This is a genomic window from Adlercreutzia sp. DFI.6.23, assembly GCF_024462535.1.
GTDB lineage: Bacteria > Actinomycetota > Coriobacteriia > Coriobacteriales > Eggerthellaceae > Adlercreutzia > Adlercreutzia rubneri.
Genome location: NZ_JANGBP010000005.1, coordinates 189810 through 215246, shown reverse-complemented (window position 1 = coordinate 215246; position 25437 = coordinate 189810). Strand labels below are relative to the sequence as shown.

Genomic DNA, 25437 nt, shown 5'->3' with positions numbered 1-25437 from the left:
CCTCTAATTCGACGGCATCGAAGTAATGTTGTACTGCTTGACAGCGTTCTCCATTATATCGTTGAAGATCTGCGTGGTCTGGCGCATGGCGTAAACCTCGTTGGCTCCTACAAAACAAACTAAATTGCTTGACGAGTTGTCAATGAAGCCGCAGAAGCCGATGTTGTAGACTTCCTTCTTGTATCCGCCCTCTTCCGAGGCGATTTCCGCTGTGGACGTCTTGCCGCAGACCTCGTAGCCCTCGATGTCGGCGGCGGCTCCCGTGCCGTCGGTGACTACCGAGCGCAGCATCGAGCGCATATCGGCGAGCACCGTTTCGTCGACGCCCGTCTCCTCGCTTTCCCATTCGGCCACGTCCCCGCTCTGGGGCTTCGAGATGAGGAAGTGCGGGGTCACGAGCGTCCCGTCGTTGGCGATGGCGCTGTAGAAGCGCGCCATCTGCAGCGGCGTCACCGCGATGCCCTGGCCGAAGCTCACGTTGTAGCCCGTGATCTTGGCCCAGTTGTCGAAGTCGAGCACGTTGCCGGCCGCCTCGCCGGGATAGTCCACGCCGGTGGATTCGGTGAAGTGGAAGCGCTTGATGTTGTCGTAGAGCTTGTCGAAACCCGCCTGTTCCGTGGCCAGCGAGATGCCCACGTTCGACGAGTGATTCAGGATCTCGCGCAGCGAGTAGGTCTCGCCGTCGCGCTCGTGGGAGTCGGACACGTCGTAGTCGTCGGCGGAGATGGAGCTCGGGCAGAACATGGTGTCCTCGGGGCCCATCGTCCCCTGCTCCAGGATGGTGAGCGCCGAGACGGACTTGAAGGTGGAACCGGGCTCGTAGGCCTGGGTGATGGCCTTCACCGATTCGCTGCCCACCTGCGACGAGGACATGTCGGCCGGGTTCATGTAGGGCAACGAGCACGCGGCGTAAATCTCGCCGGTGGCGGCGTCCATGACGATGGACGAGCCCTCCTCGGTCTCCAGATCCTTCACGCCCTCGGCGAGCGCCTGTTCCACGGTGTCCTGCAGCTTGATGTCGAGGGAGACCATGATGTCCTGGCCGTTGACGGCCGGCGTCTCCTCCTTCACGCCGCCGGGAATGGGGAATCCCTGCTCGCCGCGCTCGGCGGTGTAGGTGCCCGGCGTGCCGGAGAGGATGTCGTTGTATTGCAGCTCGAGGCCGGTGATGCCCTCGCCGTCGACGTTGCAGTAGCCGATGACCTGGCCGCCGATGGCGCCGTTGGGGTACTCGCGGCGGGTGTCGGCGATGAAGTAGACGCCGTCGAGCTTGAGTTCTTTGACCTTATCGGCCACTTCCACGTCGGCCTGGCGCTTGATGTAGACGAAGGTGGTGGAAGGGGTGGACAGAAGCTCGCGGTAGTCGGCCGCATCTCCCCCGAGCACCGAGGCCAGAGACGCCGCCTCGGCCGCCGCATCGGTCACCTCCACGGGGTTCGCGTAGATGGTGGTGGCCTCCACCGAGGTGGCCAGCACGATGCCGTTGCGGTCGTAGATGGTGCCGCGGCGCGGCGTCGTCTCGAAACTGACCGTGCGGGACTCCTCGGCCATGGCCGAGTACTGATCCGATACGATGACCTGCAGAAACACCAAGCGCAGGAAGAACACGGCCGCTATGGCCGCGAAAACCAGCAGCAGCACCTTGGCGCGCCCGGAGACCGTCGGCATGGCCGCGTCGATGGCGGCGCCCACGCCGGCGCGGGCCGGGCGAGGGGCGCCCGCGCGCCCCGAGGGGCGGCTGGACCGGTTGCCGCCTGCAAAGCCGCGACCCCGCGAGGAGGCCGAGGCCCGACCCGTGCGCGAGGAGGCGCGCCGGGGCTCGTCGAAGGAGCGTCCGCGGACGCGCCCGGTGCGCGAGGCATCGGCGCGGCCGCCGCGGCCGCTTTTGTCGGGGTAGCGGTAGCGTTCCATGGGATTAGAGCCCCTTCATGCGCGCCACCGACTCCGACAGCGACAGGCTGCCGGCGCCATCGGTGGCGACGATATCGGGAGACAGCGTGATCTGCTCGCTGCACTCGGGGGCCGGGGCCGCCATGCCGAGGGCCGTGGCCTGGGCCTTGATGCGCGAGGGGTTCGCCAGCACGCTCTGGGACACCTCCAGCTCGTTGCCCTCGGCCCGGGCGGTCTCGATGCTCGTCTGCAGCGAGCGCGTCTCCAGCGCGCAGGAAGCGGCGGCCGAGGTGATGGCCACGCGGGCCATGGCGATGAGCGCTATGACGATGCAGATGACGGCGCAGGCCTTCGCCAGGGAAAGCGCCGCCGCCGAGATGCCCTCGCTCTGGGCGCGGCGACCGGCACCGGGCACCACCGAGATGGAGGGCGCCTCCTCGAAGGAGAGCTCCTCGGCCAGAGACGAGGAGACGTAGCGGGCGCCGCGGTAGCCGGAGGCAGCGCCGGCGCGTCCGGCGGAGGAGCGCCCATAAGAGACGCGGTCGGTGCGGGGGCGCGACGTGCGCGAGTATGATGCGGCGCTCATCTTGGCCCTCCTCACTCATTCTGCGGCTCAAGCGTCCATTAAGGCTTAACAAGCCCGATGACAGCGTCCTCGGGCTTGCTTTTGTTCTCTTGTCGGGCGACTCCCCTAGCGCTTGCGCGCCACGCGCAGCTTGGCACTGCGCGAGCGGGGGTTCCGCTCGATTTCCTCCGCGCTGGGCAGCAGAGGCTTGCGGGTGATAAGGTCGAGTACCGGCTGCTTTCCGCACACGCACACCGGGATGTCCGGCGGGCAGGTGCATCGGTTCGCGAAATCCGCGAACATGTCCTTCACGATGCGGTCTTCCAAAGAGTGGTAGCTGATCACCGCGATGATGCCGCCCGGATTGAGCCAGCGTACCGCCGCGTCAAGGCCGCGACGCAGAACGGTCAGCTCCGAGTTGACTTCAATCCGAAGGGCTTGGAAGGTGCGCTTGGCGGGATGTCCCCCCGCGCGCCTCGCCGAGGCGGGTATAGCCGCCTTGATCACATCGACCAGCTGACCACTCTCGGTTATCGGAGCGTCCGCCCGCGCCTTCACGATGAAGTCCGCGATGCGGCTCGCCCACTTCTCGTCCGAGTAACTGCGAATGATCCGAGTGAGATCTGCTGCGTTGTAGGTGTTGACGATCTCTTCTGCGGTTAGAGTTTGTTTCCCCGGATCCATCCGCATGTCGAGGGGGCCGTTCTCCTTGAAGGAGAAGCCACGTGATTGCGTGTCTATCTGCACCGATGAGACGCCCAGGTCGAACAGTATCGCGTCGATGCCGGGGATCTCGCAACTCGCGAGCAGCTCATCGAGGTCGCCGAAGTTGCCGCGCAGAAGCGCGAGCTCGGGACGATCGCCCGCAGGTATCGACTCCAGCTTCGCGGCGGCCTCGGTGAGCGCCACCTCGTCCTGGTCGATGCCGATGAGCAGGCCGCCGGCGCCCAATTGCTTGGCCGCCTCGAAGGAGTGCCCCGCGAAGCCGAGCGTGGCGTCCACGAACACCGGATGATCCGGAAGGTCGAGGGCGTCGATGCATTCGGTGAGAAGAACGGGTATGTGCCGGTATTCGCTTGTCACGGTTCGCTCGCTTTCCGCCTAGCTGTAGAACAGCCCCAGATCGACTTCGTCGCTCATGGCCTTGAAGCGGTCGGCGTCCCAGATCTCGAAGCGGCCCGTGTTGCCCACGACCACGACTTCCTTGTCGATGCCGACGGCGGCGCGCACTTCCGGGGACAGCATGATGCGCCCCGAGGCGTCCACCTCGACATCGCGGGCGCGGCTCTTCAGCACGCGGCGAAGCTTGACGTGCTCGCGGTCGGACTCCTTGTACTCGCCGAACCGATCGATGAACAGCTTCTCGACCCATTCGTTGAAATCGGGCGTCTCGAACACGTACACGCACTCGTTGGTCAGCTCCGGCGTCACCACGAGATCTTTGGAAAGAACCTTGCGGAACTTCGCGGGAAGGGCCATGCGACCTTTGCCGTCGACCTTGAAATGGAACTCGCCGTTGAGATCTACCCCATGTTGGGGCAGCTCGCTTGTCCCTTCGGTGTCGGCGGTGGCGGCCACGTGTTCCTTTCCGTGCTGCGTTTTGAGGGAGATTTGATTTCGTTTGGAGTGCGTTTCGAAATCCCGCTCGGTCGTTTTCCACAGCACGCATATTACCCCACAATGCCCCACTTCGCAACATTTTCTCCCACTTTTGCCCTATTTTCACCCCACTTGTCATCCTCAAGATATGGAAGGGTAACCGAAGGAAAATGCGAGCATTTCCCATATCTTGTATTCGTATTGAGGTATTGCGCACAATGGCCACTAGATATGCCCGACTCATGCGGATGGTGGGGCGCGGTGGGGCGCGCGACCGCGCACGTGCCACCTGTGAACGAGATTTGAAGAGGTGCGCCAAGACGGCCGCCGAGCGGCTACAATGAGGTCCGCGCATCCTGCGCCGAGTCCTGCGCCGTCCCGATCGGAGACGCAGCGAAAAGTCGGAAGATCTCCCGAAAGAAGGAGCCCCGTGTTCGAATTAGAGAACGCCCTGGACGAGTACTTGTCCCATCTGCGCATCGAGCGCGGGGCATCGCCGCGCACGGCCGAGGCCTACCGACGCGATCTGGAGGACTACCTCGCCTTCCTCGACGGCGAGGGCGTGGAGGGCTTCGGCGACATCGACCGCGAGAAGGTGGCCGCCTTCGAGCGCAGCCTCATGGAGCAGAACCTCGCCGTCACCACCGTGCGCCGGCGCATCTCCGCCGTGCGCGGCTACCACCGGTTCCTTGTGCGCGAGGGGCTCACCGATGCGAACCCGGCCGACGCCGTGGACATTCCCAAGGCCGCCGACCGGCTGCCGGACGTGCTTTCCATCGAGGAAGTGGGCGAGATGCTGGACGCCTTCGTGGGCACCCGGCCGAGCGACTTGCGCGACCGGGCGCTTTTGGAAGTGCTCTACGGTTGCGGGCTGCGCGCCAGCGAGGCCGTGGGGCTCGATATGGAGGCCGTCAACTTCGACGACGGCTTCCTGCGCGTGTTCGGCAAGGGGTCCAAGGAGCGCATCGTGCCCATTGCCGGCGCGGCCGAGCGCGCGCTGCGCCGGTATTTAGCCGAAGGGCGCCCGGCCCTCGCGCGCGCGGCCGCCAACCCGACCGCCGATGCCACGGCTGCGGTGTTCCTGAACCAGCGGGGCGGCCGCCTCGGGCGCCAGAGCGTCTTCAACCTGGCGCGCAAGGCCGGCCGCGTCATCGGCCGCTACGATCTGCACCCCCACACCTTGCGCCACTCGTTTGCCACCCACATGCTGAAGGGCGGCGCCGATCTGCGCGTGCTGCAGGAGATCTTGGGCCACGCCGACATGTCCACCCTGCAGGTGTACACGCACCTCGACCGCACCCACCTCCACGAGGAGTACGCCCACGCCCATCCCCGCGACAAAATGAATATCTAGACCGTCATCTCCCCGGCGAGGGGGCGCGCCACGGCGGCGGCCACCTCGGTCGCCGTGAGGCCCTGGCCGAACAAGTGCATGAGCTTGGTGAGGGCCGCCTCGCAGGTCATGTCGTAACCGGACACGACGCCGGAGCGCGCCAGAGCGTCACCGGTGGCGTAGCGCTTCTCCTCCACACCGCCCGCAGGGCACTGGGTCACGTTCACGACCACCTTTCCCGCGCGCACCGTATCGGCCATAAGCTCGGTGAACCATGACTCGGTGGGCGCGTTGCCGGCGCCGAACGTGCGCAGCACGAGGGCCTTCACGGCCTTCGATTCCAGCTGGGGCCGCAGCACCGCCTCGGTGATACCGGGATACAGAAACACCACCGACACCGCATCGTCCATGGCGAGCGCCGCCGCCAGCGTCCCTCCCGTAGCGGGCCGAGCGAGCAGGCGCTCGCGGAAAACGATGTGCAGGTCCATGTCGGCCAAGGGCGGGTAATTGAACGATTGGAAGGCGCCGAAATTTGTGGAGCTGACCTTCGTCGCGCGGTTGCCGCGCCACAGATGGCGCCCGAACGAGATGGCCACCTCCTGCACCATGGGCTCGCCGGCCTCGGTGCGGGCCGCGGCGATCTGCAGCGCCGTGATGAGGTTCTCAGTACCGTCCTCGCGGATCTCGCCGATGGGCAGCTGGCTTCCCGTGAGCACCACCGGTTTGGCCAGACCGGGCAGCATGAACGAGAGCGCCGAGGCGGTGTAGGCCATGGTATCGGTGCCGTGCAGCACGACGAAACCGTCGAAGTCCTCGTAGCGGTCGGCGATCACGGACGCTATCCGGGCCCAGCAGGCCGGGTTCATGTTCGAGGAATCGATGGGCGGATCCATCTCCACGTGATCGAGGTTAAAGCCGAGACGCCCGATCTTCGGCACGTTCTTCATCAGATGATCGAAGCTGAAGGGCACGAGCGCGCCGGTGGAGAGATCCTCGGTCATGCCGATGGTGCCCCCGGTGTACACGATGAGAATGCGGGGTTGCATAAGCTAATCCTTTCGATGGCGAAACCACGAGGCGCGGGTGGCGGGCTCCTTCTTGCGATGCAGGGTGGCGCGGCGAAACAGCTCGGCGCAGAAGTGCTTGGCCGTTCGCGCGCCACGGGCCACCTTCGGCGTGAGGTCGGCCTCGTCGGAGGTCTTCCAATCGTAGTACACCGACAGGTAGCGCAGGAACACCACGGTGAACACGCAGGCCGCGGCCGCCAGCACGAGCGGCGCCTTCGCGAAAGCCATGGCCGCGAACACGAACGCGCCGCCGAATCCGGCCACCGCGTAGAAGTTCGAGCGCTGGAACACGCCCGGCGTCTCCCCCACCGAGATATCGCGCAGAGCGCCGCCGCCCACGCTGGTAAGCGCGCCCAAAATGACCACCATCACGAAGCCCTCCCCGCAAGCGAAGGCCTTGTTGGCCCCGGCCAGTGCGAACAGGGCCACCGAGAGCGCGTCGGCGAAGAACAGCACCTGGCCCGTGTGGCGAAACAGCCCCCGGAAGTAGAACACGAACACCGCCAGGCAGATGCATATGAGGATGACCTCGGGATATTCCATGAAGTAGACCCCGTGATCCTGCAGCAGCAGATCGCGGATGATGCCGCCGCCGTAGGCTGTCACGAGCCCCAGCACAATGGTGCCCACGATGTCCAGCTTGCGGTCGCAGGCGAAGATGGCCCCGGTGAGAACGCCCACGGCGACGCTGAAGAAGTCGGCCCCGAAGGGCACCTGCAGGGCGCCTCCCCCGGCGAAGAGCTGCTCCATGGCTTACTTGTGGTAGAAGCGGTGCTGCTCGTACTTCGGCTCGCAGCACACGTTGATGCCGAGTGTCTTGTACAGCTTCTCGTCGGCCGCGGAGATGATGACCGAGAAGTAGGCGTCGCAACCGCGCAGCTTGTCGGCGTTGTCGATGAGCTCGGCGGCCAGCGGGTTGTGCACCGAGGAGATGGACAGCGCCAGCAGCGTCTCGTCGGAGTGCAGGCGCGGGTTGTGGCTCTTCAGGTGCTCGGTCTTCAGGTGGCAGATGGGCTCCAGCACGTCGTCGGAGATGACGTACAGCTCGTCGTCGACCCCCGAGACGCCCTTGAGCGCATTCATGAGCAGAGCCGACGCCGCGCCGAGCAAATTGCCCGTCTTGCCCGTGACCACGCGCCCGTCGGGCAGTACCATGGCGCCGGCGGGGCCGCCCGTCATTTCCTCCTTCAGAAGTGCCGCCGAGCGGGCCGGCGAGAGATTCTGGGTGATGTTCGCCTGGTTCATGAGCAGCTCGATCTTCTTCAGGGCCTCCTCGCCCACGCCCGTGCGCTTGATCTCCTCGGCGGTCTGGAAGTAACGGCGCACGATCTCGTTGTTGCCCGCCTCGCGGCACGCCTCGTCGTCGGAAATGGCCAGCCCCGCCATGTTCACGCCCATGTCCGTGGGCGACTGGTAGGGACACTCACCGGAGATGCGCTCCATGGTGGCGCGCAGCACAGGGAAGATCTCCACGTCGCGGTTGTAGTTCACCGTGGTCTCGCCGTAGGCCTCCAAATGAAACGGATCGATGATGTTGTCGTCGTCCAAATCGGCCGTGGCCGCCTCATAGGCGATGTTCACCGGATGGGACAGCGGCAGATTCCAAATGGGGAAGGTCTCGTACTTGGCGTAGCCGGCGGTGATGCCACGCTTGTGCTCATGATAGAGCTGGGAGAGGCAGGTGGCCATCTTGCCCGAGCCGGGGCCCGGGGCGGTCACCACGACGATGGGGCGCTCGGTTTCGATGTACTCGTTTTTGCCGAAGCCCTCGTCGGAGACGATGTAGTCGATGTCGTTGGGATAGCCCGGAATCGGGTAATGCAGGTAGCTCGTGATGCCCATGGCCGTGAGCCGCTTGCGGAACAGGTCGGCGTCGGGCTGGTTGGCGTAGCGGGTGATGACCACGCTTCCCACTTTGAAGCCCATGGAGCGGAAGATGTCCATGAGGCGCAGCACGTCCTCGTCGTAGGTGATGCCGAGGTCGCCGCGCACCTTCGAGCGCTCGATGTCGTTGGCGTTGATGGCGATGACGATCTCCACGTCATCCTTCATCGATTGCAGCATGGAGATCTTCGTGTCCGGCTTGAAGCCGGGCAGCACGCGCGAGGCATGGTAGTCGTCGAAGAGCTTGCCGCCGAACTCGAGGTAGAGCTTGCCGCCGAACTGATCGACCCGCTCGCGGATACGTTCGGCCTGCAGCTCGATGTACTTGTCGTTGTCGAATCCCTCGCGCATGGGCGACACTCCTTCGAAGACGGGGGCACGAATCCGCCGCGCCCGGGCAGGCGCAGGCAACCGATTCAGTATAACGCAGCAGCCTGCCATCCCCCAGCGACTTCCCGCCCGTTCGCGTCATTTGCACAGACGGCACGAGACGCCCTACAGAGCGGCGGCGATGGCGTCGGCAACGAACTGGTTCAGCGATTCCTTCCGCACGGCCGCGGCCAGGGCGGCAGCGCGATGCAAATCAGGATTGATGCGCACGTTGAACGATCCCTTATAGGATTTCTCCGGCTGCTTCCCTTTTTCCTTGCAAAAGGAAAGGTAATCGTCGACGGCCTCATGGAAAGCGCTTTCCACCCCCGCGGCAGTCTCCACCTCGAAGTACACACCGTCGCTCATGCCGACCACCGACCCGCAGAGCAGCCCTTCCTCGCTATCGAATTCCACCGTTGCGTAATAGCCCCGGTAGGACAACACGTTGCTCATAGCTCATCCTCTCCGTGGAGAAATCTCACTGCCGCCCGAACCGCGCCGCGGGACATCTCGTCGGACGGATGCGGCGCGTGCATGATGAGCATGCGCCCATCCCGTGCCCGATAGAACCGCACGCGAGAGCCCGAGGTGGAGCCCTTTTGATCGAGCTCGTAGCCCAGATGCTCCATGATGCGAGTGAAATCGCGAAACCGAAACGTGCGGGGCATCTCCATGAGCATCGCCAGCAACTTCTCCACCTGAGTCATCGTTGCCTTCTTTCTGCAACTAAATTATAGTTGCTTTCTTTCTCCTCTTCAACCTCTTTTTCGTCTCATAATATAGTACATTTGTTCTTATTATACAAGATCTAATAAGAGACCCAGAGCGCTACTGATCAGCGACGCGCTCTATGAGAGTGATGAGTTCTTGGCGGGAATGAACATCGCATTTTCCATAGATGTGCTTGATATGAGAGCGCACGGTGTTGGTGGTGACGAACTGCAGCTCGGCGATGAAGGCAGCAGAGCGGCCTGCGGCGAACAGGCGCAGCACCTCGGTCTCCCGCGGCGACAACCGGAACCGTTCGGATACGCGCGCCACGCCGCGACCGTAGGGGCTCGAAGCGCTTTCCCCGGAGGCATCTTCCAGGCGGCAGCCTTCCCCATGCAGCGCCTCACCGCCCCCGCGGTGCCCTCCCGTCAGAGACCCCAAAACCCCCGCGTCTATATCAATCTCTTGCCTTCGTACGGCATCCCCGCCAGCCGATCCATCGCCGCGGCCCCACAGCAGATCATTCACGTGTTTCTCGGTGAATACCCACACGGCGCATATGAGCAGCGCAAGGGCCAGTACCGCCGCCACCATGCGCCTATCGAGTCCGCCGGGGCCGGTAGCCGCCTCCAACGAGCATCCCAGCAGATAGCCTACGGTCTCAATCAAATAGAAGCCCGACAGCAGCGAAAGCGGTCGCACGCGCAGGGAAAGAGCCAACTCGGCTAGTACCAAATAGGTCGTCATCTCGAAGAGGGAATAACCCGTGGACATGAGGGCGCTCGACAGCGGCGAGTAACCACCTTGGGCGAGGAACACGAGGAAGGCCGCAGTGGCGAAGGTGATAAGCGTCTTGGCCAGCGTGGCGACGAAAGCCGACCCAAGCAGCCCCGCCACAGCCACGAACAGCAGTACGGCAGCGAATTTGGTGCCCACGATGACGCCGACGACCACATTTGCGTCCTGCTGGTAGAGCAGCTGCTGAAGGAAGCCGAAGCCCGCGGATACCATCGCCAAACCCACCATGAGGGAAGGCGGAAAGGAGCCGGTTCGCTTGAACACCGGATCCGCGCAGGGCGCCCACACGCCGCGTCTCCACGCTCGGTAAGATAGTCCCAAAGCCACCGAACCGGCGATAAGAAGAGCAATGGTCCCCTCGAAGGGCGCCCCGTCTCCGATGACAGCAAGCGGCGCGTTGACAAGCGCGCTGCCCACCACCGCGCGGAGAACCCACAGCGACGAGCAGGAGCACAGCAACTCGAGCACCATCACGGTGAGCAGCGCCGAGGCTCCCTGCACGCACGCGATGCCGATCCATGCGGAGATGATGCCATAGGCGGTGTTCGATGCGCCCGCACACAGCAACATACCGAGCACGTTGGAAGCGGGTGCCACCGCGAAGAGCCAAGGCTGCGCGACCGCGCTGCCGACAGATCGCGCCGTCACGAGCAGCAGGCCGTAGGCGACCACCGAGAGCAGTTCCGGAGTCCCGAAGGACGCGAGCGCCGAGGCCGACGTTCCCGAAAGTGCCCGCAGCGCTCCCACGGGAAAGGCCGAGGATGCCTCCATAGCTGCGAACAGCAGCGCCATAGCCCATACGAGGGGCATTGAAAGCGTCGCGCGCACCGTCTGCAAAGCGTTGTGTGCCATAGCCCTCCTTTCGAGGGCATTATGCCAGATAACATCCCTCCCCTCCCCAATTTCACCCAAAAGTGGGGATGATCGAACGGCCCGGGAGACAGCATTTTCATCAGTTTCGCGGTCTGGGCGATCCGAGGTAGCCGCCGTAGGATGGCGGACGTGCCTGGGCCAAAAACAGCACGGGCCTTTAAAACCAGAGAAAGGATACGGGAGGATGAGCACGATGCACGACACCCCAAGCAATACGGCACTTTCACGACGTGGATTCCTCAAAGCAGCCGCCTTGAGCGGAGCAGGACTGGCCGGTGCGACCATGCTGGGCGGCTGCGCCCCCGCAACGTCCTCTTCGAATAGCAGCGCGACAAGTGGCGACGACCTCGCCGCCACGGGAGAGCCCTCGTTCCTCACTGCCCCCGCATCCATCGATGCTGACGAGATAGCCGAAACCGTCGACACCGATGTGCTCGTTATCGGCTCGGGTATCGCCGGCGCCATCACCGCGAGCAGCTGCACCGAGCAGGGCCTGAAGGTGTTCCTCGTGGAGAAGGCCGAGGCTCCCCGCAACATCGGCCTGGACTACGGCTTTGTCAATCCCGGTATCATGGCCGAAAAGAACATCGAGCCCGTGGATGTGTATGAAGTGGTGCGCGACCACATGGAGAAGTCCTGCCATCGCTGCCGTGGCGACAAAGTCTATCGCTTCATGAGCGAATCCGGAGCCGCCGGCGACTGGTACCTCGAGAAGGCCCGCGGCTACGGATTCGTTCCCGAAGTCATCGCCATGAAGAGCAACAGCGACCACTTCAAGAACTACGTGCACGTTGTGGAGTTATGGCCCGACGAGGGCGCCGTCGCCGACGACGGCGACTGGTATGCGGCAACGAAGGCCATGATCGCGAACCTCCAGCAGGAGGTGGTGAGCGGCGGCGGTGAGTACCGCAACCTCACTGAGGCCGTGCAACTCCTCGTCGATGGCGGCCGCGTGACCGGCGCCATCTGCAAGGGCGAGAACGGCTATCTGCAGGTGAACGCGGCCAAGGGCGTCGTGTTGGCTTGCGGCGACTACGCAGCAGACCCAGAGATGCTGGACTACTATACCGCCTGGGATTTCGACAGCTTCGACCCTGATTTCTTCATCAACGAGAGCACGGGCACTGGCGATGGACACAAGATGGGTCTGTGGGCAGGCGCCGCAATGCAACCGGGACCGCATCCCCTCATGACCTTCATGGCCTACGCCTATTCCTATCTGCGCGTAAACAACCTGGGTCAGCGCTACGTCAATGAGGACGCAGGCTATACTGGCGGCGGCAATGCGCAGCTGATCCAGCCGGCGGCCGCTTCATGGGCCATCTGGGATGACAAGTGGCGCGAAGAGCTCCCGAATCAGATGCCCTATGCCGGCGGCATGAGCTGGGATCAAGACGGCCGACGCATTCAAGACCCGTGGACGCCGGAAGGCGAGGAAGAGCTCGCGTTCTCCTGGGAAATCGAGGATGGACTGCTTGTGCAGGCCAACAGCCTAGAGGAGCTGGCAAACGTCATGGGGCTGGCTCCCGAGGCCATCGAGACCTTCCTCGCCACCGTGAAGCGCTACAACGAACTCGTCGATGCGGGCGACACCGATTTCGGCAAACGACCCGAGCTTATGGCGAAGATCGAGCAGCCTCCCTTCTACGGCCTGCGCATGAACGTGGAACTGGGAGTGAGCGTCAGCGGCCTCATCACAAACGCCGACTCCGAGTGCCTCACCGAAGCGGGCGCAGTCATCCCCGGGCTGTATGCCGTGGGCAACAACGCCGGCGGCCTGTTCGGCATCGACTACAACGAAGTGACCATCCCGGGCATCTCGCTGGGCCGCTGCGTCACTTTCGGCTGGCTGCTCGGGCAGCACTTGGCGAAATAGCATGTTGGTCTTGATCGGCATTCTTATCAAAGCGACGACGGCTTGACGGAGCATCTCTCTGGCAACCACGACAAGCTGCTCCAATCGATAAGTATTCGCCGGTCAAACCATTGCACGTAAAAAGCGCCGACCTGAGGGCCGGCGCTTGAGGTTGCACATGCGTTTTGGAAGCTAAGCTAGCACTTGCCGAGCTCGCACTTGAGCTCTTCCTCGTCCTTGATGGACAGCGAGGTCTGCAGGATGTCGCCGCCGAAGGGGCGCATGGCCTCGGCGAACTTGTCCTCGGTCATGGAGCTGACCACCATGAACACGGCCGCCTCGTCCTTCTGGGTCAGCAGGTTGCGCACACGGTCCTGGAAGTCCTCGTCCACGCCGCGCTTCACGAAGAAGCCCGTGAGCGCGCCCAGGCCCGCGCCGATTGCGGCGCCCCAGAAGGGGATGAGGAAGATGAGCCCGAACAGCATGCCCCAGAACAGACCCCACACGGTGGAGTTGCCGATGGGCTGGCCCGGCGTGACCACGTCGAACTTGTCGTTGTCGCGGCGGGCGACCACGGCCACCGACTGGAGGTTCACGATGAAATCGTCGCCGAGGCTCAGCACCTCCTGATAGGCCTCCTTGGCCTTCTCCTCGGTGGGATAGCCCAAAACGAGCAGCGTAGACATAAGCGCGTCCTTTCTCTTGGAAACTGCGTTGACGCCCAGTCTAAAGATGACCCCGCAGCAAAGCGCAACGCGCCCGCGAACCGTCACTGCGCGGAAGGCACGCCGTTGTCGGCCCGTTATAGGATGCGCGACCGGATGGCGCGCGCCCATCTGCGCCTCCCTCACTGGCCGCCCGTTGCCCCGGTGCTCCCGACTCGTGTTTCGAACGCGTTACAACGTCGGCGCGTTTCATGTCGGAAACATTGGGGGCGTAGGCTGGTTAAGCGTTGGGAAGTCGCGCGGGCGCACGGCTTCGAGGCGCATGTTTCATGCCCGGGCGCGAGCCTGCGGCGGAAGGAGGCCGGCATGGCCAAGCACATCTTCGTTACCGGCGGCGTCGTCTCATCGCTCGGCAAGGGCATCACCGCCGCGTCCCTCGGCCAGCTTCTGAAGGCCCGGGGCTATAAAGTGACCATGCAGAAGATGGATCCGTATCTGAACGTGGACCCCGGCACCATGAGCCCCTTCCAGCACGGCGAGGTGTTCGTCACCGAGGACGGTCACGAGGGAGACTTAGACCTCGGCCACTACGAGCGCTTCATCGACGAGAACCTCTCCCGCGAGAGCAACTTCACCCAGGGCTCCATCTACCAGACGCTCATCGCCCGCGAGCGGCGCGGCGACTTCCTCGGCGGCACCGTGCAGGTCATCCCGCACGTGACCGAGGCCATCAAGGAGCGGATCCGCCGCGCGGCCGAGCAGTCCGGCGCCGACATCGTCATCTCGGAAATCGGCGGCACCATCGGCGACATCGAGGGCCTGCCCTTCATCGAGGCGGCGCGCCAGTTCAAGAAGGAGATGGGGCCGGGCAACGTGCTGTTCGTCCACGTGACGCTCGTGCCGTACATCGCCGCAGCCCACGAGGTGAAGACGAAGCCCACCCAGCACTCGGTAAAGGAGCTGCGCAGCTTGGGCGTGCAGCCGGACTTCATCGTGTGCCGATCCGACCACGAGATCACCGATGGGGTGCGCGAGAAAATCGCGCTGTTCTGCGACGTGGACACCGACGACGTGCTCGCCTGCCCCGATGCCCCCTCCATCTACGAGGTGCCCATCAGCCTCTACGAGCAGGGATTCGACATCTCGGCCCTGGCGAAGATGGGCCTGGCGCCCCGCAAGATCAAGCTCGCCCCGTGGCGGGCCTTCCTGAAGGCGAAGGACGCCTGCGCAGGCGAGCTGGACATCGCCGTGGTGGGCAAGTACGTGAGCCTGCCCGACGCCTACCTCTCCATCAACGAGGCGCTCGTGGCCGCCGGCATCGCGACGGGGCGCCATGTGAACGTGCACCTCATCGACGGCGAGGAGCTCACCGACAAGAACGCTGATGCGGTGCTCGGCGGCATGGACGGCATCCTCGTGCCCGGCGGCTTCGGCGCCCGCGCCTTCGAGGGCAAGATCGCCGCGGCCCGCTACGCCCGCGAGAACAACGTGCCGTTTCTGGGCATCTGCCTGGGACTGCAGGCGGCGGTCTGCTCCTTTGCCCGCGACGTGTGCGGCTTGGACGGCGCCACTTCCGCGGAGTTCGCCGACGCGGCGCCGGAGGGGACACCCTTCGTCATCGATCTGATGCCCGAGCAGGAGGATGTGGAAGACAAGGGCGGCACCATGCGCCTGGGCGCCTACCCCTGCAAGGTGGTGCCCGGCACCCGCGCGGCACGGGCCTACGGCGAGCCCGTCATTTACGAGCGCCATCGCCATCGCTTCGAGGTGAACAACGCCTACCGCGACGCGCTTGTGGAAGGCGGCCTCGTGATTTCGGGCCTCTCCCCCGACGAGCGCCTCGTGGAGATGATCGAGCTGCCCGACCATCCCTTCTTCGTCGCCAGCCAGGGCCACCCCGAGTTCAAGAGCCGTCCCGGCAAACCCCATCCCCTCTTCGCCGCCTTCGTGGAAGCCGCCAACGAACGCAAGGGAGCGTAGAGCCTACACGGGGCGCGGATGGCCTTCCTCGGTGGTGAGGACGACCGGGCCGTCTTCGGTGATGGCGACGGTTTTCTCGAAGTGCACCGAGGGCTTCCCGTCGCGGGTGCGCACGAGCCAGCCGTCAGAGCATTGCTTCACCTTGCGAGTACCCATGTTCACCATAGGCTCGATAGCGAGCACCATGCCCGGCAGAAGCTTCAGCCCCGTGCGGCGACGCCCGAAGTTCGGGACGTTCGGATCCTCGTGCATCTCGCGTCCGATGCCGTGGCCCACGTAGTCGCGCACCACCGAGTAGCCGGCCGCCTCGGCCAGCGACTGCACCGCGTGCCCGATGTCGCCGAGGCGCTTGGTGGGACGCGCGTTGTCGAGCCCCTCCCACATGCAGCGCTCCCCCACCTCCAGCAGGCGCTGCACCTCGGGTGCCACCGTGCCCACCGGATACGTCCAGGCGTTGTCGCCCACCCAGCCGTCCACGATGGCCCCGGTGTCGATGGAGATGAGGTCGCCCTCGCGCAGGACGAGCTTCCTCGAGGGAATGCCGTGCACCACGGCATCGTTCACCGAGGCGCAGATGGAGCCGGGAAAGCCGCCGTAGCCCTTGAAGGCCGGAACGCCGCCCTCGGCGCGGATGACCTTCTCGGCGATGGCGTCCAGCTCGGCCGTGGTGATGCCGGGCTCGACCGCCTCGCCCACGCGCCGCAGCGCCAGCGCCGACACGCGGCCCGCCTCCTTCATGGCCTCGATCTGAGTCGGGGACTTCAACTTCACTGCCATGGAATCACGCTTTCTGCTTGCTGATCTTATCTGCCCGAGGCCCTGCGACCTCGCACGGCGCGCACCGTGCGCGCGGACGCGTCGCGTTATCGCCTCAGCTTCCGGGCGACTTTGCGGACGGCGCCCGAAATGAAGGACGCCTCGGGCCAGTCGCCGCGCACGGCGGGGCCGAACGTCACGACGAGAGCCGCGCACCCGCCGGCAACCACGTAGGCGAAGGCGCGGACGACGCTGCCGTCCATGGGCCCGAAGCCGAGCGTGAGCCCCACGAGCACCCCGTAGCCCACCACGGCTCCGGCGCCGCCCAGGGCGAGCGCCACGATAAACGAGCGCATCACCGCGCCGAGCCCCATGGGCCCGAAATGCCGCCGCAGGTACGCGAAGGCGATTACGTCGCCGATAACGTAGGAGACGATGGTCGAGGCCGCAATGGACTCCAACGTGACGTCCAGTCCCTGCTGGTAAGCCCAGGCCGCCCCCAGCGTGACCGCCACCTGGGCCGCCACCGCCGCAAAGTTGATGACCGAGAAGACTCCCATGCGCCGAATGGAGCTGAATATCTTGTTCAAGTAGGCGTTCACCCCGTAGAACGGCAGCGCCACGGCCATGACGGCCAGATAGCTCGCGATCTCGCCTATGGCATCGGCGGTGAACGCGCCGATATGGTACAGCGTCACGAGCGGTGTCGCGAACACCATGAGGTAGAGCGCCATGGGGATCATGAGGAAGAGAATCTGCCGCGTGCCGTCGATGATGCCCGCGATGACACCGCGGGTGTTCCCATCGGCCTGCATGTCCGACAGCTCCGTGAACAGCGTGGTGGTCACGGGCACTGCGAGGAACGAGTACGGGAACGTGAACCACAGCCGTGCGTAGGCGATGACCGAAGGGCCGTTGTCCGCGAACACGTAGGAGGCGGCGTTCTGGGCCGACACCGTGGCGAACGAGCACACCGTGACGAACACCGCGGGCGCGCCGAGGCGCAGCGTGTCGACCAGCGCCGGATCGCGCCAGTCGATGCGGGGGCGCAGGCGGATGCCCACCTTCTTGAGCGCGGGAATCTGGAAGGCCATCTGCATGAAGACGCCGAGGGGGTTGCCGATGGCGATGGCGAGAAAGGCCAGGTTCTGATCGGTCTGGGCGATGACGGCGTATAGGATGAACGAGGCGATGACGATGAGGTTGTTGAACACCGGTGCGAAGGAGGACCAAAAATATTCGCGGTTCGCGTTCAGAAGGCCCGACACAATGGAGGAGGCGCCGTAGAAGACAATCTGGATGGAGAAGAACTGGAAGAAGAACACCGCCAGCGCCATCTCGTCCTGGTTCGAGTAGAAGCTCTGGGTGTAGATGATCTGCCCGGCGAACACCATGCAGAGCACCGAGACGATAGCGAGCAGCACCACGACGATGGTGAGCAGATTCGATGCGTACTCGTTGCCCCGCCTGTCGCCGAGCTGCTTTTTCACCGAGAGGTACACCGGTAGAAACGCCGTGATGAGCATGCCGCCCATGACCAGCTCGTAGAGCATGTTCGGCAGGTTGTTGGCCACCTGGTAGGAGCTGGAGACGAAGGTGGAGCCCAACGCGAAGGCCATGGCCCAGGTGCGGGCGAAGCCAGTGATGCGGGAGATGATGACACAGATGGAGATGAGGGCCGCGCTCGCCCCCACCGATTCGGCCGACAGCTTGCCGGCGCTCGCGCCACCACGGCCCGCAGCCTCGGCCTCGGCGGCCTCGGCGACGATCACCTTCTGCTGGCGGATGGACGCCTCGGACGTGGCGCCGGGGATGGTGCGGTCGAGGCCCGCATGGGAGCCGACGACGGGGATGAGCCCCGTGGCGCCCGGGTCGGTCGGAGGACGCAGAAGCGTCTTGTCCACGCCGCGATGGCGACCGCGGGCGGGAATGCGCGCCTCGGCGTTCGCCCGCGGGTTGTTGCGAGGCGCAGCATTCCTATCCGTCGGGTCGGGCGGATTCGAGCGTATATGACGGGCTCGTTGGAGCTTGTCGGACATGGGCGAACTCTTCGATGATGAGCGGTATAATTCATCCATCATAGCAAACTCGGAAAGCAGAGCCCCATGCACATACTTGTCGTACGCAATAACTCCAACCCGCAAGCTGTCGACGCCTCGCTGCTGCTCACCGCCTATCTTACGAGCCAGGGAATCGAGGCGCTGCTCGTCGATTCCTCGTCGCTTGGCACCGACCAAGGGCGCCGTGAGGTGCGCGCGCAACTGCCGGGGCAGCTGGCGCTGGTCGTCGTGCTCGGCGGCGACGGCACCGTGCTGCATACCGTGCACCTGCTCCATGACCGCCAGGTTCCCATCCTGCCCATCAACTTCGGACGACTGGGGTTTCTCGCCAATGCCGACACCGATGGCGTGGTGCCGCTCGTGGCCGAGGCTCTGGCCGGCGACTTGCGCGCCGAGCGCCGCAGCATTCTCTCCATCGAGGTGGTTTGCGAAGGCGAGCACGATCCCTACGGGGAGGCGAACAGGGCCGGAGAAGGCGCCGCCTGGGACATGCCCGACGTGAACGCGGAGCCGAACGCCGCCACCCCTCCTTCGGTTCGCAAGCCCGGGAAGACCGACAGCGCCCCCTGGACGCCCATCCCGGGTCGCTTCGGCGTCAACGGTCGGGGGCTCTCCGGCGCACGGCAGTTCTTCGCCCTGAACGAGGCGGCCATCACCCGCGGCGCCATGGGACGCATCATCGAGCTGACCCTGAACGTCTCGGGGGTGGACGTGGCCCGCATGCGCGGCGACGGCCTCGTCGTCTCCACGGCCACCGGCTCGACGGCCTACGCACTCTCAGCCGGCGGCCCTTTGGTCTCCCCCGGCTTCAAGGGCATGATCGCCGTGCCGCTCGCTCCCCATACCCTGCGTTCCCGCGCCGTGGTCACCGATGCCAGCGACGTTATCGAGGTAGGTTTCGACGACACCGACGAGTTCCGCGAGGCGACGCTGTTCGTCGACGGCGACATCGTCCCCTTCGATGCGCCCCTGCGGAAGATCTACGTGCAGTGCGCGCCCTTCGACGTCACGCTCCTGCGCGCCGACGGCGCCTCCTTCTACGACCGCATCAGCAAGGACTTCTTCGGGGAGTAAACGCAAAAGGGCCCCGCCGAAGCGGGGCCCTTGCTCTTCGATAGAGAATCGTCGATTTACTCGGCGGACTCGGTGTAGGCGCGGGTCACAGAGGAGTCCACGGAAACACCGGGAGTCATGGTGCCGGACACGGTGATGGACTTGACGTACTTGCCCTTGGCCGCGGCGGGCTTCATGCGCAGGATCTCGTCGTAGACAGCGCCGTAGTTCTCGGCGAGCTGCTCGGGGGTGAAGCTCACCTTGCCGAGGACGACGTGCGCGATGCCGTAACGGTCGGCGCGGTACTCCACGCGGCCGCCCTTGAGCTCCTTGATGGCCTTCGCCACATCGTTGGTGACGGTGCCGAGCTTCGGGTTGGGCATGAGACCGCGGGGGCCGAGGATCTTGCCGAGACGGCCGACCTTGCCCATCTGATCGGGCGTGGCCACAGCGGCGTCGAAGTTGAACTCGCCGGCCTGAATCTGCTGCATGAGCTCGTCGGTGCCCACGATGTCGGCACCGGCCTCCTCGGCGGCCTGGGCAGCGGCGCCCTCGGCGAAGACGGCCACGCGGACGGTCTTGCCGGAGCCGTTGGGCAGGCTCACGGTGCCGCGCAGCTGCTGGTCGGCCTGACGGGTATCGATGCCCAGGCGGAAGTCGCCGGTCACCGTCTCGTCGAAGTTGGCCACGGAGATCTCCTTCAGCAGCTTCATAGCGGCGAGCGGGCTCACCGGCTCGGCCGGAATCTGCTTCTCGGCCTCAACGTACTTCTTTCCGTGCTTAGTCATTGCATTTCCTTTCGTGGTAATGGCGGGCGCTTCTCACCCTTCCACTGTTGAATCAAACTTAGTCGACGGCCTTGCCCTGAAGCATCGCGGCAACCTTGCGGCTGGGCACGTACTTCTTCTTCATCTCGCGACCCTCGATGCGCACGCCCATGGAGCGGGCGGTGCCGGCCACGATCTCCATGGCCGCCTCGATGTCGTTGGCGTTCAGGTCGGGCATCTTGATCTCAGCGATCTCGCGGAGCTGATCCTCGGTCAGCGTGCCGGCCACCTGAATCTGCGGAATGGCGGCGCCGCTCTTGATGCCGAGCTTCTCCTTGATGAGCACGGCCGCGGGAGGGGTCTTGCACACGAAGGTGAAGGACTTGTCCTCGTACACCGTGATCTCGACCGGGATGATGGTGCCGGCCTGGTCCTGCGTCTGGGCGTTGAACGCCTGGCAGAACTGCATGATGTTGACGCCCTGGGCGCCGAGGGCCGGGCCTACCGGCGGGGCCGGATTGGCAGCGCCGGCGGGGATTTGCAGCTTTACAAATCCAGTGACTTTCTTGTCAGCCATCTGTGACTACCTTTCAGATGAATCGACGTTTACTTCTCTATCACTCAAAACTCGAAGGCCGCGAGAAGCCCCGGTCCACGCGGGCGCGACGATCGAGTCAAAGTGCTTGCAAAATTAGATCTTGGCCACCTGGTCGAAGGAAAGCTCGACGGGGGTCTCGCGGCCGAAGATGGAGACCATGACCTTGACCTTGCCCGCGTCGGGCATGACCTCGGAAATCGTGCCGTCGAACTCGGCGAGAGGACCGTGGGTCACCTTCACCGACTGGCCGACCTCGAGGTTCGTGGAGGTCTTCTTCGGAGCCTCGCGGCTCGTGCGCTTCATGATCTTGTTGTATTCGTCGCGGGTCAGCGCCTGGGGGTTGCCCTGGCTGCCCACGAAACCGGTGACGCCCGGCGTGTTGCGAACAGCGGCCCAGCTGCGGTCGTCCAGCTCCATGCGGACGAGCACGTAGCCCGGGAACACCTTCTTCTCGCTCTCCACGCGACGGCCACCCTCCTTGATCTCGGTGACCATCTCCGTGGGGATCTCGATGCCGAAGACGTTGTTCTCGAGACCCATGGCCTCGATGCGCTGCTCGAGATTCGACTTCACCTTGTTCTCGTAGCCCGAGTAGGTGTGCAGCACGTACCATTTCTTAGCCATCGATTACGCCCCAATCCCAGAGATGAACACGAGCAGCGGCGTGATAATCACGTTATCCAGCAACGCCACGAAGATACCGAAAAACAGCAGGGCCACCACCACGACGCCGCTCCAGCGGAGCACATCGGTGCGGGTCGGCCACGTCACGCGCTTCATCTCGGACTTCACGTCGCGGAAGAACTGGAAGCGCTTCTTCTTCGGCTTGTCCTCCTTCTTGGAGGACTTCGCGGTATCGTTGGAAGACGCAGACTTGTCCTCGGAGCCCTTCTTGAACAGGCCGCCCTTCTTCTCCTCCGTCGCCTCGGCAACGGGGGTCGGGCTCTGCTCTTCCAGCTCGCGGTTGGCCTTGCGCTGCTGACGGGCGGCGGAGGCCTTGGCCTTCTGTGTCTTGGATTTCTTTGCCATGGAATTCCTTATGGAAAGTCTCTTGTCTAATCGCCAAAAAAGCAGCCTCTAGGCTGCTCACGAAAACAAGCTGGCAGGCCAGGAGGGACTCGAACCCCCAACATGCGGTTTTGGAGACCGCCGCTCTACCAATTGGAGCTACTGGCCTATGCCTGTTTCTTCCTTAACCTCTTATCGGGTCTCTTTGTGCACCGTGTGGGCGTTGCACCACTTGCAGTACTTCTTGAGCTCGATGCGGTCAGGATTGTTCTGCTTGTTCTTCTTGGTCGTGTAGTTGCGGCGCTTGCACTCGGTGCAGGCCAGAGTGACCAGAGTACGCATGAATTCTCCTTTTACCTATAAAGCGAAACGCAGGGTTGATCATACACATGAAGCGCAGGGGGCGGGGCCTGCCTCGCAAAAGACAGGCCCCGCGAAATCACTCAGTAAGAAGGACTTACTTGAAGATCTTGGTCACGCGACCAGAGCCCACGGTACGGCCACCCTCGCGGATAGCGAACTTCAGGCCCTCTTCCATGGCGATGGGGTGAATGAGCTCGCCCTTGATCGTCACGTTGTCGCCAGGCATAACCATCTCGGTGCCCTCGGGGAGGTGCGCCACACCGGTGATGTCGGTGGTACGGAAGTAGAACTGCGGACGATAGCCATCGAAGAACGGGGTGTGACGGCCGCCCTCTTCCTTGGTCAGGATGTAGACCTGGCCCTCGAACTCGGTGTGCGGAGTCACGGAACCGGGCTTGCAGAGAACCTGGCCACGGACGATCTCCTCGCGCTTGATGCCGCGCAGCAGGCAGCCGATGTTGTCGCCGGCCTGAGCCTCATCGAGCAGCTTGCGGAACATCTCGATGCCGGTGCAAACGGTGTTCTGGGTCTCGCGGATACCCACGATCTCCAGCGGGTCGTTCACATGGAGCACGCCGCGCTCCACACGGCCGGTGGCAACGGTGCCGCGGCCGGTGATGGTCATGGTGTCCTCGACGGCCATCAGGAACGGCTTGTCGACGTCGCGGTCGGGAGTCGGGATATAGGAGTCCACAGCGTCCATGAGCTCCCAAACCTTCTCCTGCCACTCCTTGTCGCCCTCCAGGGCCTTCAGAGCGGAGCCGCGGATGATCGGGGTGTCGTCGCCCGGGAACTCGTAGCTGTCGAGCAGCTCGCGAACTTCCATCTCGACGAGCTCGATGAGCTCCTCGTCGTCGACCATGTCGCACTTGTTCAGGAAGACCACGATGTAGGGCACGCCCACCTGACGGGCGAGCAGGATGTGCTCGCGGGTCTGGGCCATGGGGCCGTCGGTAGCAGCGATAACCAGGATGGCGCCGTCCATCTGGGCCGCACCGGTGATCATGTTCTTCACGTAGTCGGCGTGACCGGGGCAGTCGACGTGAGCGTAGTGACGGGTATCGGTCTCGTACTCGATGTGAGCGATGGAGATGGTGATGCCGCGCTCGCGCTCCTCGGGGGCCTTGTCGATCATGTCGAAGGCAGTGAAGTCAGCGTGCGCCGTGCCGTGGGAGCCGTCGTTCTCGGACAGAGTCTTGGAGATGGCGGCCGTCAGCGTCGTCTTACCGTGGTCGACGTGACCGATGGTGCCGATGTTAACATGCGGCTTCGAGCGCTCGAACTTCTCCTTAGCCATGTTTCATCCTCCTTCAAGGGTGATTGCGAAACGAATTGCAACAAAATAAACGCGCCCAGAAAGGACGCGGTAAATCTAAATGGTAGCGGTGACTGGATTTGAACCAGTGACGCCACGGGTATGAACCGTGTGCTCTGACCAACTGAGCTACACCGCCAAGTGGAGCCTGCGACCGGACTTGAACCGGTGACCTCTTCGTTACCAACGAAGTGCTCTACCGACTGAGCTACACAGGCAGAAATGGTGGGCGCGCTAGGATTCGAACCTAGGTAGGCATAACCAACGGGTTTACAGCCCGTCCCCTTTAACCACTCGGGCACACGCCCATTTCGGCGCTTAATTCATGTGTACTTTTCAAGCTGCCACCCGTCTTTCGCGTTGTTCCGCGAAAAGCGAGCGAACGGAATAATACGCTACGGCAACAAGCGTGTCAACCATTTACACGCCCCCGGGCGTGTCTCCACGATTCCTCCCCAACCTCGAACGAGGAACCCGGCGACCGTCTTTTCTTCTTACTATATAAAGAGACACTTGGACACCATATGTTGGATGAGAAAGCGCACCTCTCCCCCAAGGTATGGAAACCCTCCTTCACTCATGATTTTTTTCGGCCGCGAACGGCGCGAATTCCCGCGCGGATGGGCTGAGGTCGGCTTGTGAATCCCTTCTGTGGGGGTCGTGAAGAGGCGCCATCCGTGCTATGATACGAAGCTAGTTTGCCCCAACGCACCAGATGCTCAACCAGGAGGATACTTTTATATGAGTGAGCATACACGTCCCTTCAGCAGACGCGCCTTCGTCGGCACGGCGGCCGCTTTCGGCATCTCGCTGTGCCTGCCCCCGCTCATGCCCGCCAAGGCTCACGCCGTCACGGCCGCCGAGAAGCAGGCCGAGGCCAACGCGGCACTTGAGAAGCTCAACGCCATGCAGGAGAAGCTCGACCGCGCCGAGGTCTCCCTCTATGCGGCTGAAACCGAGCGCGACGATGCCCAGGCCCGCATGGACGAGGCTCAGGGTCGCATCGATTCCGCTTCCTCGCGCATCAGCGAGCTGCAGGACAAGCTCGGCAACCGCGCCCGCTCCATGTACCGTTCCGGCTCGTCTACGTTCCTCGATCTTCTTCTGGGAGCCACCACGTTCCAGGCCTTCGCCTCGAACTGGGATCTCCTGAACGATATGAACCAGAACGACGCCGACATGGTGGAGGAAACCAAGACCCTGCGCTCCGAGGTGGAATCTGAGAAGGCCGTCTACGAGGAGCAGCGCAACGTCGCCGCCCAGAAGGCCGAGGAGGCCGAGGCCGTCAAGAAGGAGGCCGAGAGCCTCGTCTCCCAGATGGAGGAAACCTACAACTCCCTATCCGAGGAAGCGGCTCAGCTTCTCGCCGAGGAAGAGGCCGCCCGCGAGGCTGCGGCTTTGGCTGCCGCCCAGGCGGCCGAGGAAGAGGCCCGTCGCCAGGCCGAGGAGGAAGAGCGCCGTCAGCAGAGCAATTCCGGCGGCAACTCCGGTGGAAACTCGGGCGGCGGCTCCGGCTCCGGCGGCAATTCCGGCGGCAGCTCGAGCGGCGGCTCCAGTTCCGGCGGTGGCTCGTCGAACAACTCGAAGCCCCAGACCGTCGGCGGCACGGCCGTCGACCGCGCTTACGGCGAGCTGGGCAAGCCCTATTCCTGGGGCGCCGTGGGACCGGATTCCTACGATTGCTCCGGTCTGGTGAGCTACTGCCTGCTCGGCCGTCACAGCCGCCTGGGCACCGCCGCCAGCTTCATGGGCTACACGCGCGTCTCCAACCCCAAGCCGGGCGACATCTGCTGCAACGACCACCATTGCGGCATCTACATCGGCGACGGCCAGATGATCCACGCGCCGCGCACCGGCGACGTCGTGAAGATCTCCGCCGTGCATTCCGGCATGATTTATACCCGCTATTAGAGCGTATCTGCCAG

General features: G+C 64.0%; 24 protein-coding genes and 4 tRNA genes. 5 read left to right on the top strand and 23 right to left on the bottom strand.

What is annotated here, in order from left to right:
* Positions 1-3: 3 nt before the first annotated feature.
* The 4 genes from NE591_RS06870 to NE591_RS06855 form a co-directional block, all read right to left on the bottom strand.
* On the bottom strand, positions 4-1911 hold the full coding sequence (locus tag NE591_RS06870; RefSeq protein ID WP_227070463.1) for a penicillin-binding protein 2: 1908 nt from the start codon (positions 1909-1911) through the stop codon (positions 4-6).
* A 4-nt stretch (positions 1912-1915) separates the two neighbouring features.
* The gene (locus tag NE591_RS06865; protein ID WP_114539921.1) at positions 1916-2476 is read right to left on the bottom strand and encodes a cell division protein FtsL; all 561 of its coding nucleotides are present in this window, start codon (positions 2474-2476) and stop codon (positions 1916-1918) included.
* Positions 2477-2581: 105 nt separating this feature from the next.
* Positions 2582-3538 carry a 16S rRNA (cytosine(1402)-N(4))-methyltransferase RsmH gene (rsmH, locus tag NE591_RS06860; protein WP_114539922.1) on the bottom strand — a complete coding sequence of 319 codons (957 nt, stop codon included), beginning with the start codon at positions 3536-3538 and terminating at the stop codon, positions 2582-2584.
* An 18-nt stretch (positions 3539-3556) separates the two neighbouring features.
* Positions 3557-4033, bottom strand: coding sequence for a division/cell wall cluster transcriptional repressor MraZ (locus tag NE591_RS06855; RefSeq protein ID WP_022740289.1), 477 nt, complete (start codon positions 4031-4033; stop codon positions 3557-3559).
* 451 nt (positions 4034-4484) lie between these two features.
* Here NE591_RS06855 and NE591_RS06850 point away from each other — a divergent pair, with 451 nt between their 5' ends.
* Positions 4485-5408 carry a site-specific tyrosine recombinase gene (locus NE591_RS06850; protein ID WP_227070464.1) on the top strand — a complete coding sequence of 308 codons (924 nt, stop codon included), beginning with the start codon at positions 4485-4487 and terminating at the stop codon, positions 5406-5408.
* On the opposite strand, the gene NE591_RS06845 is transcribed toward NE591_RS06850, so the two are convergent.
* The 6 genes from NE591_RS06845 to NE591_RS06820 form a co-directional block, all read right to left on the bottom strand.
* Positions 5405-6433: an asparaginase gene (locus tag NE591_RS06845; RefSeq protein WP_227070465.1), complete on the bottom strand. Its 1029-nt coding sequence runs from the start codon at positions 6431-6433 to the stop codon at positions 5405-5407. The two genes, NE591_RS06850 and NE591_RS06845, sit on opposite strands and share 4 nt — an antisense overlap.
* A 3-nt stretch (positions 6434-6436) precedes the next feature.
* Positions 6437-7204, bottom strand: coding sequence for a trimeric intracellular cation channel family protein (locus tag NE591_RS06840; protein WP_022740292.1), 768 nt, complete (start codon positions 7202-7204; stop codon positions 6437-6439).
* 3 nt (positions 7205-7207) lie between these two features.
* Positions 7208-8689: a DUF1846 domain-containing protein gene (locus tag NE591_RS06835; RefSeq protein ID WP_114539926.1), complete on the bottom strand. Its 1482-nt coding sequence runs from the start codon at positions 8687-8689 to the stop codon at positions 7208-7210.
* A 144-nt stretch (positions 8690-8833) separates the two neighbouring features.
* Entirely contained in the window at positions 8834-9163 is a 330-nt protein-coding gene (locus NE591_RS06830) for a type II toxin-antitoxin system HicB family antitoxin (protein WP_114539927.1), read from the bottom strand.
* Entirely contained in the window at positions 9160-9417 is a 258-nt protein-coding gene (locus NE591_RS06825) for a type II toxin-antitoxin system HicA family toxin (protein WP_114539928.1), read from the bottom strand. The genes NE591_RS06830 and NE591_RS06825 overlap by 4 nt, the downstream gene beginning before the upstream one ends.
* A gap of 121 nt (positions 9418-9538) precedes the next feature.
* Positions 9539-11071, bottom strand: a complete 1533-nt coding sequence (locus tag NE591_RS06820) for a helix-turn-helix domain-containing protein (protein WP_173112424.1) — start codon at positions 11069-11071, stop codon at positions 9539-9541.
* Positions 11072-11276: 205 nt separating this feature from the next.
* Between NE591_RS06820 and NE591_RS06815 the strand changes: the two genes are divergently transcribed.
* Positions 11277-12968: an FAD-dependent oxidoreductase gene (locus tag NE591_RS06815; RefSeq protein WP_114539990.1), complete on the top strand. Its 1692-nt coding sequence runs from the start codon at positions 11277-11279 to the stop codon at positions 12966-12968.
* Between the two features lie 176 nt (positions 12969-13144).
* On the opposite strand, the gene NE591_RS06810 is transcribed toward NE591_RS06815, so the two are convergent.
* On the bottom strand, positions 13145-13633 hold the full coding sequence (locus NE591_RS06810; protein WP_022740296.1) for a DUF1269 domain-containing protein: 489 nt from the start codon (positions 13631-13633) through the stop codon (positions 13145-13147).
* Positions 13634-13978: 345 nt separating this feature from the next.
* Between NE591_RS06810 and NE591_RS06805 the strand changes: the two genes are divergently transcribed.
* On the top strand, positions 13979-15592 hold the full coding sequence (locus NE591_RS06805) for a CTP synthase (protein ID WP_256156512.1): 1614 nt from the start codon (positions 13979-13981) through the stop codon (positions 15590-15592).
* Positions 15593-15595: 3 nt separating this feature from the next.
* Here NE591_RS06805 and map read toward each other — a convergent pair whose 3' ends face one another.
* A complete protein-coding gene (map, locus tag NE591_RS06800; protein WP_173112415.1) occupies positions 15596-16369 on the bottom strand; it encodes a type I methionyl aminopeptidase in 774 nt (257 codons plus the stop codon).
* 86 nt (positions 16370-16455) lie between these two features.
* Positions 16456-18387 carry a murein biosynthesis integral membrane protein MurJ gene (murJ, locus tag NE591_RS06795; protein WP_173112412.1) on the bottom strand — a complete coding sequence of 644 codons (1932 nt, stop codon included), beginning with the start codon at positions 18385-18387 and terminating at the stop codon, positions 16456-16458.
* A 66-nt stretch (positions 18388-18453) separates the two neighbouring features.
* Between murJ and NE591_RS06790 the strand changes: the two genes are divergently transcribed.
* A complete protein-coding gene (locus tag NE591_RS06790) occupies positions 18454-19482 on the top strand; it encodes an NAD(+)/NADH kinase (RefSeq protein ID WP_173112409.1) in 1029 nt (342 codons plus the stop codon).
* 56 nt (positions 19483-19538) lie between these two features.
* On the opposite strand, the gene rplA is transcribed toward NE591_RS06790, so the two are convergent.
* From rplA to NE591_RS06740, 10 genes are all read right to left on the bottom strand, one after another.
* Complete coding sequence (gene rplA, locus NE591_RS06785; protein ID WP_022740301.1) at positions 19539-20249, bottom strand: 50S ribosomal protein L1; 711 nt, start codon at positions 20247-20249, stop codon at positions 19539-19541.
* Positions 20250-20307: 58 nt separating this feature from the next.
* Positions 20308-20805 carry a 50S ribosomal protein L11 gene (gene rplK, locus NE591_RS06780; RefSeq protein ID WP_022740302.1) on the bottom strand — a complete coding sequence of 166 codons (498 nt, stop codon included), beginning with the start codon at positions 20803-20805 and terminating at the stop codon, positions 20308-20310.
* Positions 20806-20919: 114 nt separating this feature from the next.
* Entirely contained in the window at positions 20920-21450 is a 531-nt protein-coding gene (nusG, locus tag NE591_RS06775; RefSeq protein WP_041714608.1) for a transcription termination/antitermination protein NusG, read from the bottom strand.
* A 3-nt stretch (positions 21451-21453) separates the two neighbouring features.
* Complete coding sequence (secE, locus tag NE591_RS06770) at positions 21454-21855, bottom strand: preprotein translocase subunit SecE (RefSeq protein WP_173112406.1); 402 nt, start codon at positions 21853-21855, stop codon at positions 21454-21456.
* Between the two features lie 71 nt (positions 21856-21926).
* A tRNA-Trp gene (locus NE591_RS06765) sits at positions 21927-22003 on the bottom strand.
* Positions 22004-22026: 23 nt separating this feature from the next.
* The gene (gene rpmG, locus NE591_RS06760) at positions 22027-22176 is read right to left on the bottom strand and encodes a 50S ribosomal protein L33 (RefSeq protein WP_022740305.1); all 150 of its coding nucleotides are present in this window, start codon (positions 22174-22176) and stop codon (positions 22027-22029) included.
* 115 nt (positions 22177-22291) lie between these two features.
* The gene (gene tuf / locus NE591_RS06755; RefSeq protein WP_114539934.1) at positions 22292-23494 is read right to left on the bottom strand and encodes an elongation factor Tu; all 1203 of its coding nucleotides are present in this window, start codon (positions 23492-23494) and stop codon (positions 22292-22294) included.
* An 80-nt stretch (positions 23495-23574) separates the two neighbouring features.
* Positions 23575-23651, bottom strand: a tRNA-Met gene (locus NE591_RS06750).
* A 3-nt stretch (positions 23652-23654) separates the two neighbouring features.
* Positions 23655-23730, bottom strand: a tRNA-Thr gene (locus NE591_RS06745).
* A gap of 5 nt (positions 23731-23735) precedes the next feature.
* Positions 23736-23820, bottom strand: a tRNA-Tyr gene (locus tag NE591_RS06740).
* Positions 23821-24253: 433 nt separating this feature from the next.
* Between NE591_RS06740 and NE591_RS06735 the strand changes: the two genes are divergently transcribed.
* The gene (locus tag NE591_RS06735; protein ID WP_114539935.1) at positions 24254-25423 is read left to right on the top strand and encodes a C40 family peptidase; all 1170 of its coding nucleotides are present in this window, start codon (positions 24254-24256) and stop codon (positions 25421-25423) included.
* The last annotated feature ends 14 nt before the right edge of the window (positions 25424-25437 follow it).

Excerpts from the sequence above, each read along its gene's own strand:
- NE591_RS06870 (WP_227070463.1), bottom strand. The coding sequence starts at position 1,911 with ATGGAACGCTACCGCTACCCCGACAAAAGCGGCCGCGGCGGCCGCGCC.
- NE591_RS06865 (WP_114539921.1), bottom strand. The coding sequence starts at position 2,476 with ATGAGCGCCGCATCATACTCGCGCACGTCGCGCCCCCGCACCGACCGC.
- NE591_RS06845 (WP_227070465.1), bottom strand. The coding sequence starts at position 6,433 with ATGCAACCCCGCATTCTCATCGTGTACACCGGGGGCACCATCGGCATG.
- NE591_RS06840 (WP_022740292.1), bottom strand. The coding sequence starts at position 7,204 with ATGGAGCAGCTCTTCGCCGGGGGAGGCGCCCTGCAGGTGCCCTTCGGG.
- NE591_RS06835 (WP_114539926.1), bottom strand. The coding sequence starts at position 8,689 with ATGCGCGAGGGATTCGACAACGACAAGTACATCGAGCTGCAGGCCGAA.
- NE591_RS06830 (WP_114539927.1), bottom strand. The coding sequence starts at position 9,163 with ATGAGCAACGTGTTGTCCTACCGGGGCTATTACGCAACGGTGGAATTC.
- NE591_RS06825 (WP_114539928.1), bottom strand. The coding sequence starts at position 9,417 with ATGACTCAGGTGGAGAAGTTGCTGGCGATGCTCATGGAGATGCCCCGC.
- NE591_RS06820 (WP_173112424.1), bottom strand. The coding sequence starts at position 11,071 with ATGGCACACAACGCTTTGCAGACGGTGCGCGCGACGCTTTCAATGCCC.
- NE591_RS06815 (WP_114539990.1), top strand. The coding sequence starts at position 11,277 with ATGAGCACGATGCACGACACCCCAAGCAATACGGCACTTTCACGACGT.
- NE591_RS06810 (WP_022740296.1), bottom strand. The coding sequence starts at position 13,633 with ATGTCTACGCTGCTCGTTTTGGGCTATCCCACCGAGGAGAAGGCCAAG.
- NE591_RS06805 (WP_256156512.1), top strand. The coding sequence starts at position 13,979 with ATGGCCAAGCACATCTTCGTTACCGGCGGCGTCGTCTCATCGCTCGGC.
- map (WP_173112415.1), bottom strand. The coding sequence starts at position 16,369 with ATGGCAGTGAAGTTGAAGTCCCCGACTCAGATCGAGGCCATGAAGGAG.
- murJ (WP_173112412.1), bottom strand. The coding sequence starts at position 18,387 with ATGTCCGACAAGCTCCAACGAGCCCGTCATATACGCTCGAATCCGCCC.
- NE591_RS06790 (WP_173112409.1), top strand. The coding sequence starts at position 18,454 with ATGCACATACTTGTCGTACGCAATAACTCCAACCCGCAAGCTGTCGAC.
- rplA (WP_022740301.1), bottom strand. The coding sequence starts at position 20,249 with ATGACTAAGCACGGAAAGAAGTACGTTGAGGCCGAGAAGCAGATTCCG.
- rplK (WP_022740302.1), bottom strand. The coding sequence starts at position 20,805 with ATGGCTGACAAGAAAGTCACTGGATTTGTAAAGCTGCAAATCCCCGCC.
- nusG (WP_041714608.1), bottom strand. The coding sequence starts at position 21,450 with ATGGCTAAGAAATGGTACGTGCTGCACACCTACTCGGGCTACGAGAAC.
- secE (WP_173112406.1), bottom strand. The coding sequence starts at position 21,855 with ATGGCAAAGAAATCCAAGACACAGAAGGCCAAGGCCTCCGCCGCCCGT.
- rpmG (WP_022740305.1), bottom strand. The coding sequence starts at position 22,176 with ATGCGTACTCTGGTCACTCTGGCCTGCACCGAGTGCAAGCGCCGCAAC.
- tuf (WP_114539934.1), bottom strand. The coding sequence starts at position 23,494 with ATGGCTAAGGAGAAGTTCGAGCGCTCGAAGCCGCATGTTAACATCGGC.
- NE591_RS06735 (WP_114539935.1), top strand. The coding sequence starts at position 24,254 with ATGAGTGAGCATACACGTCCCTTCAGCAGACGCGCCTTCGTCGGCACG.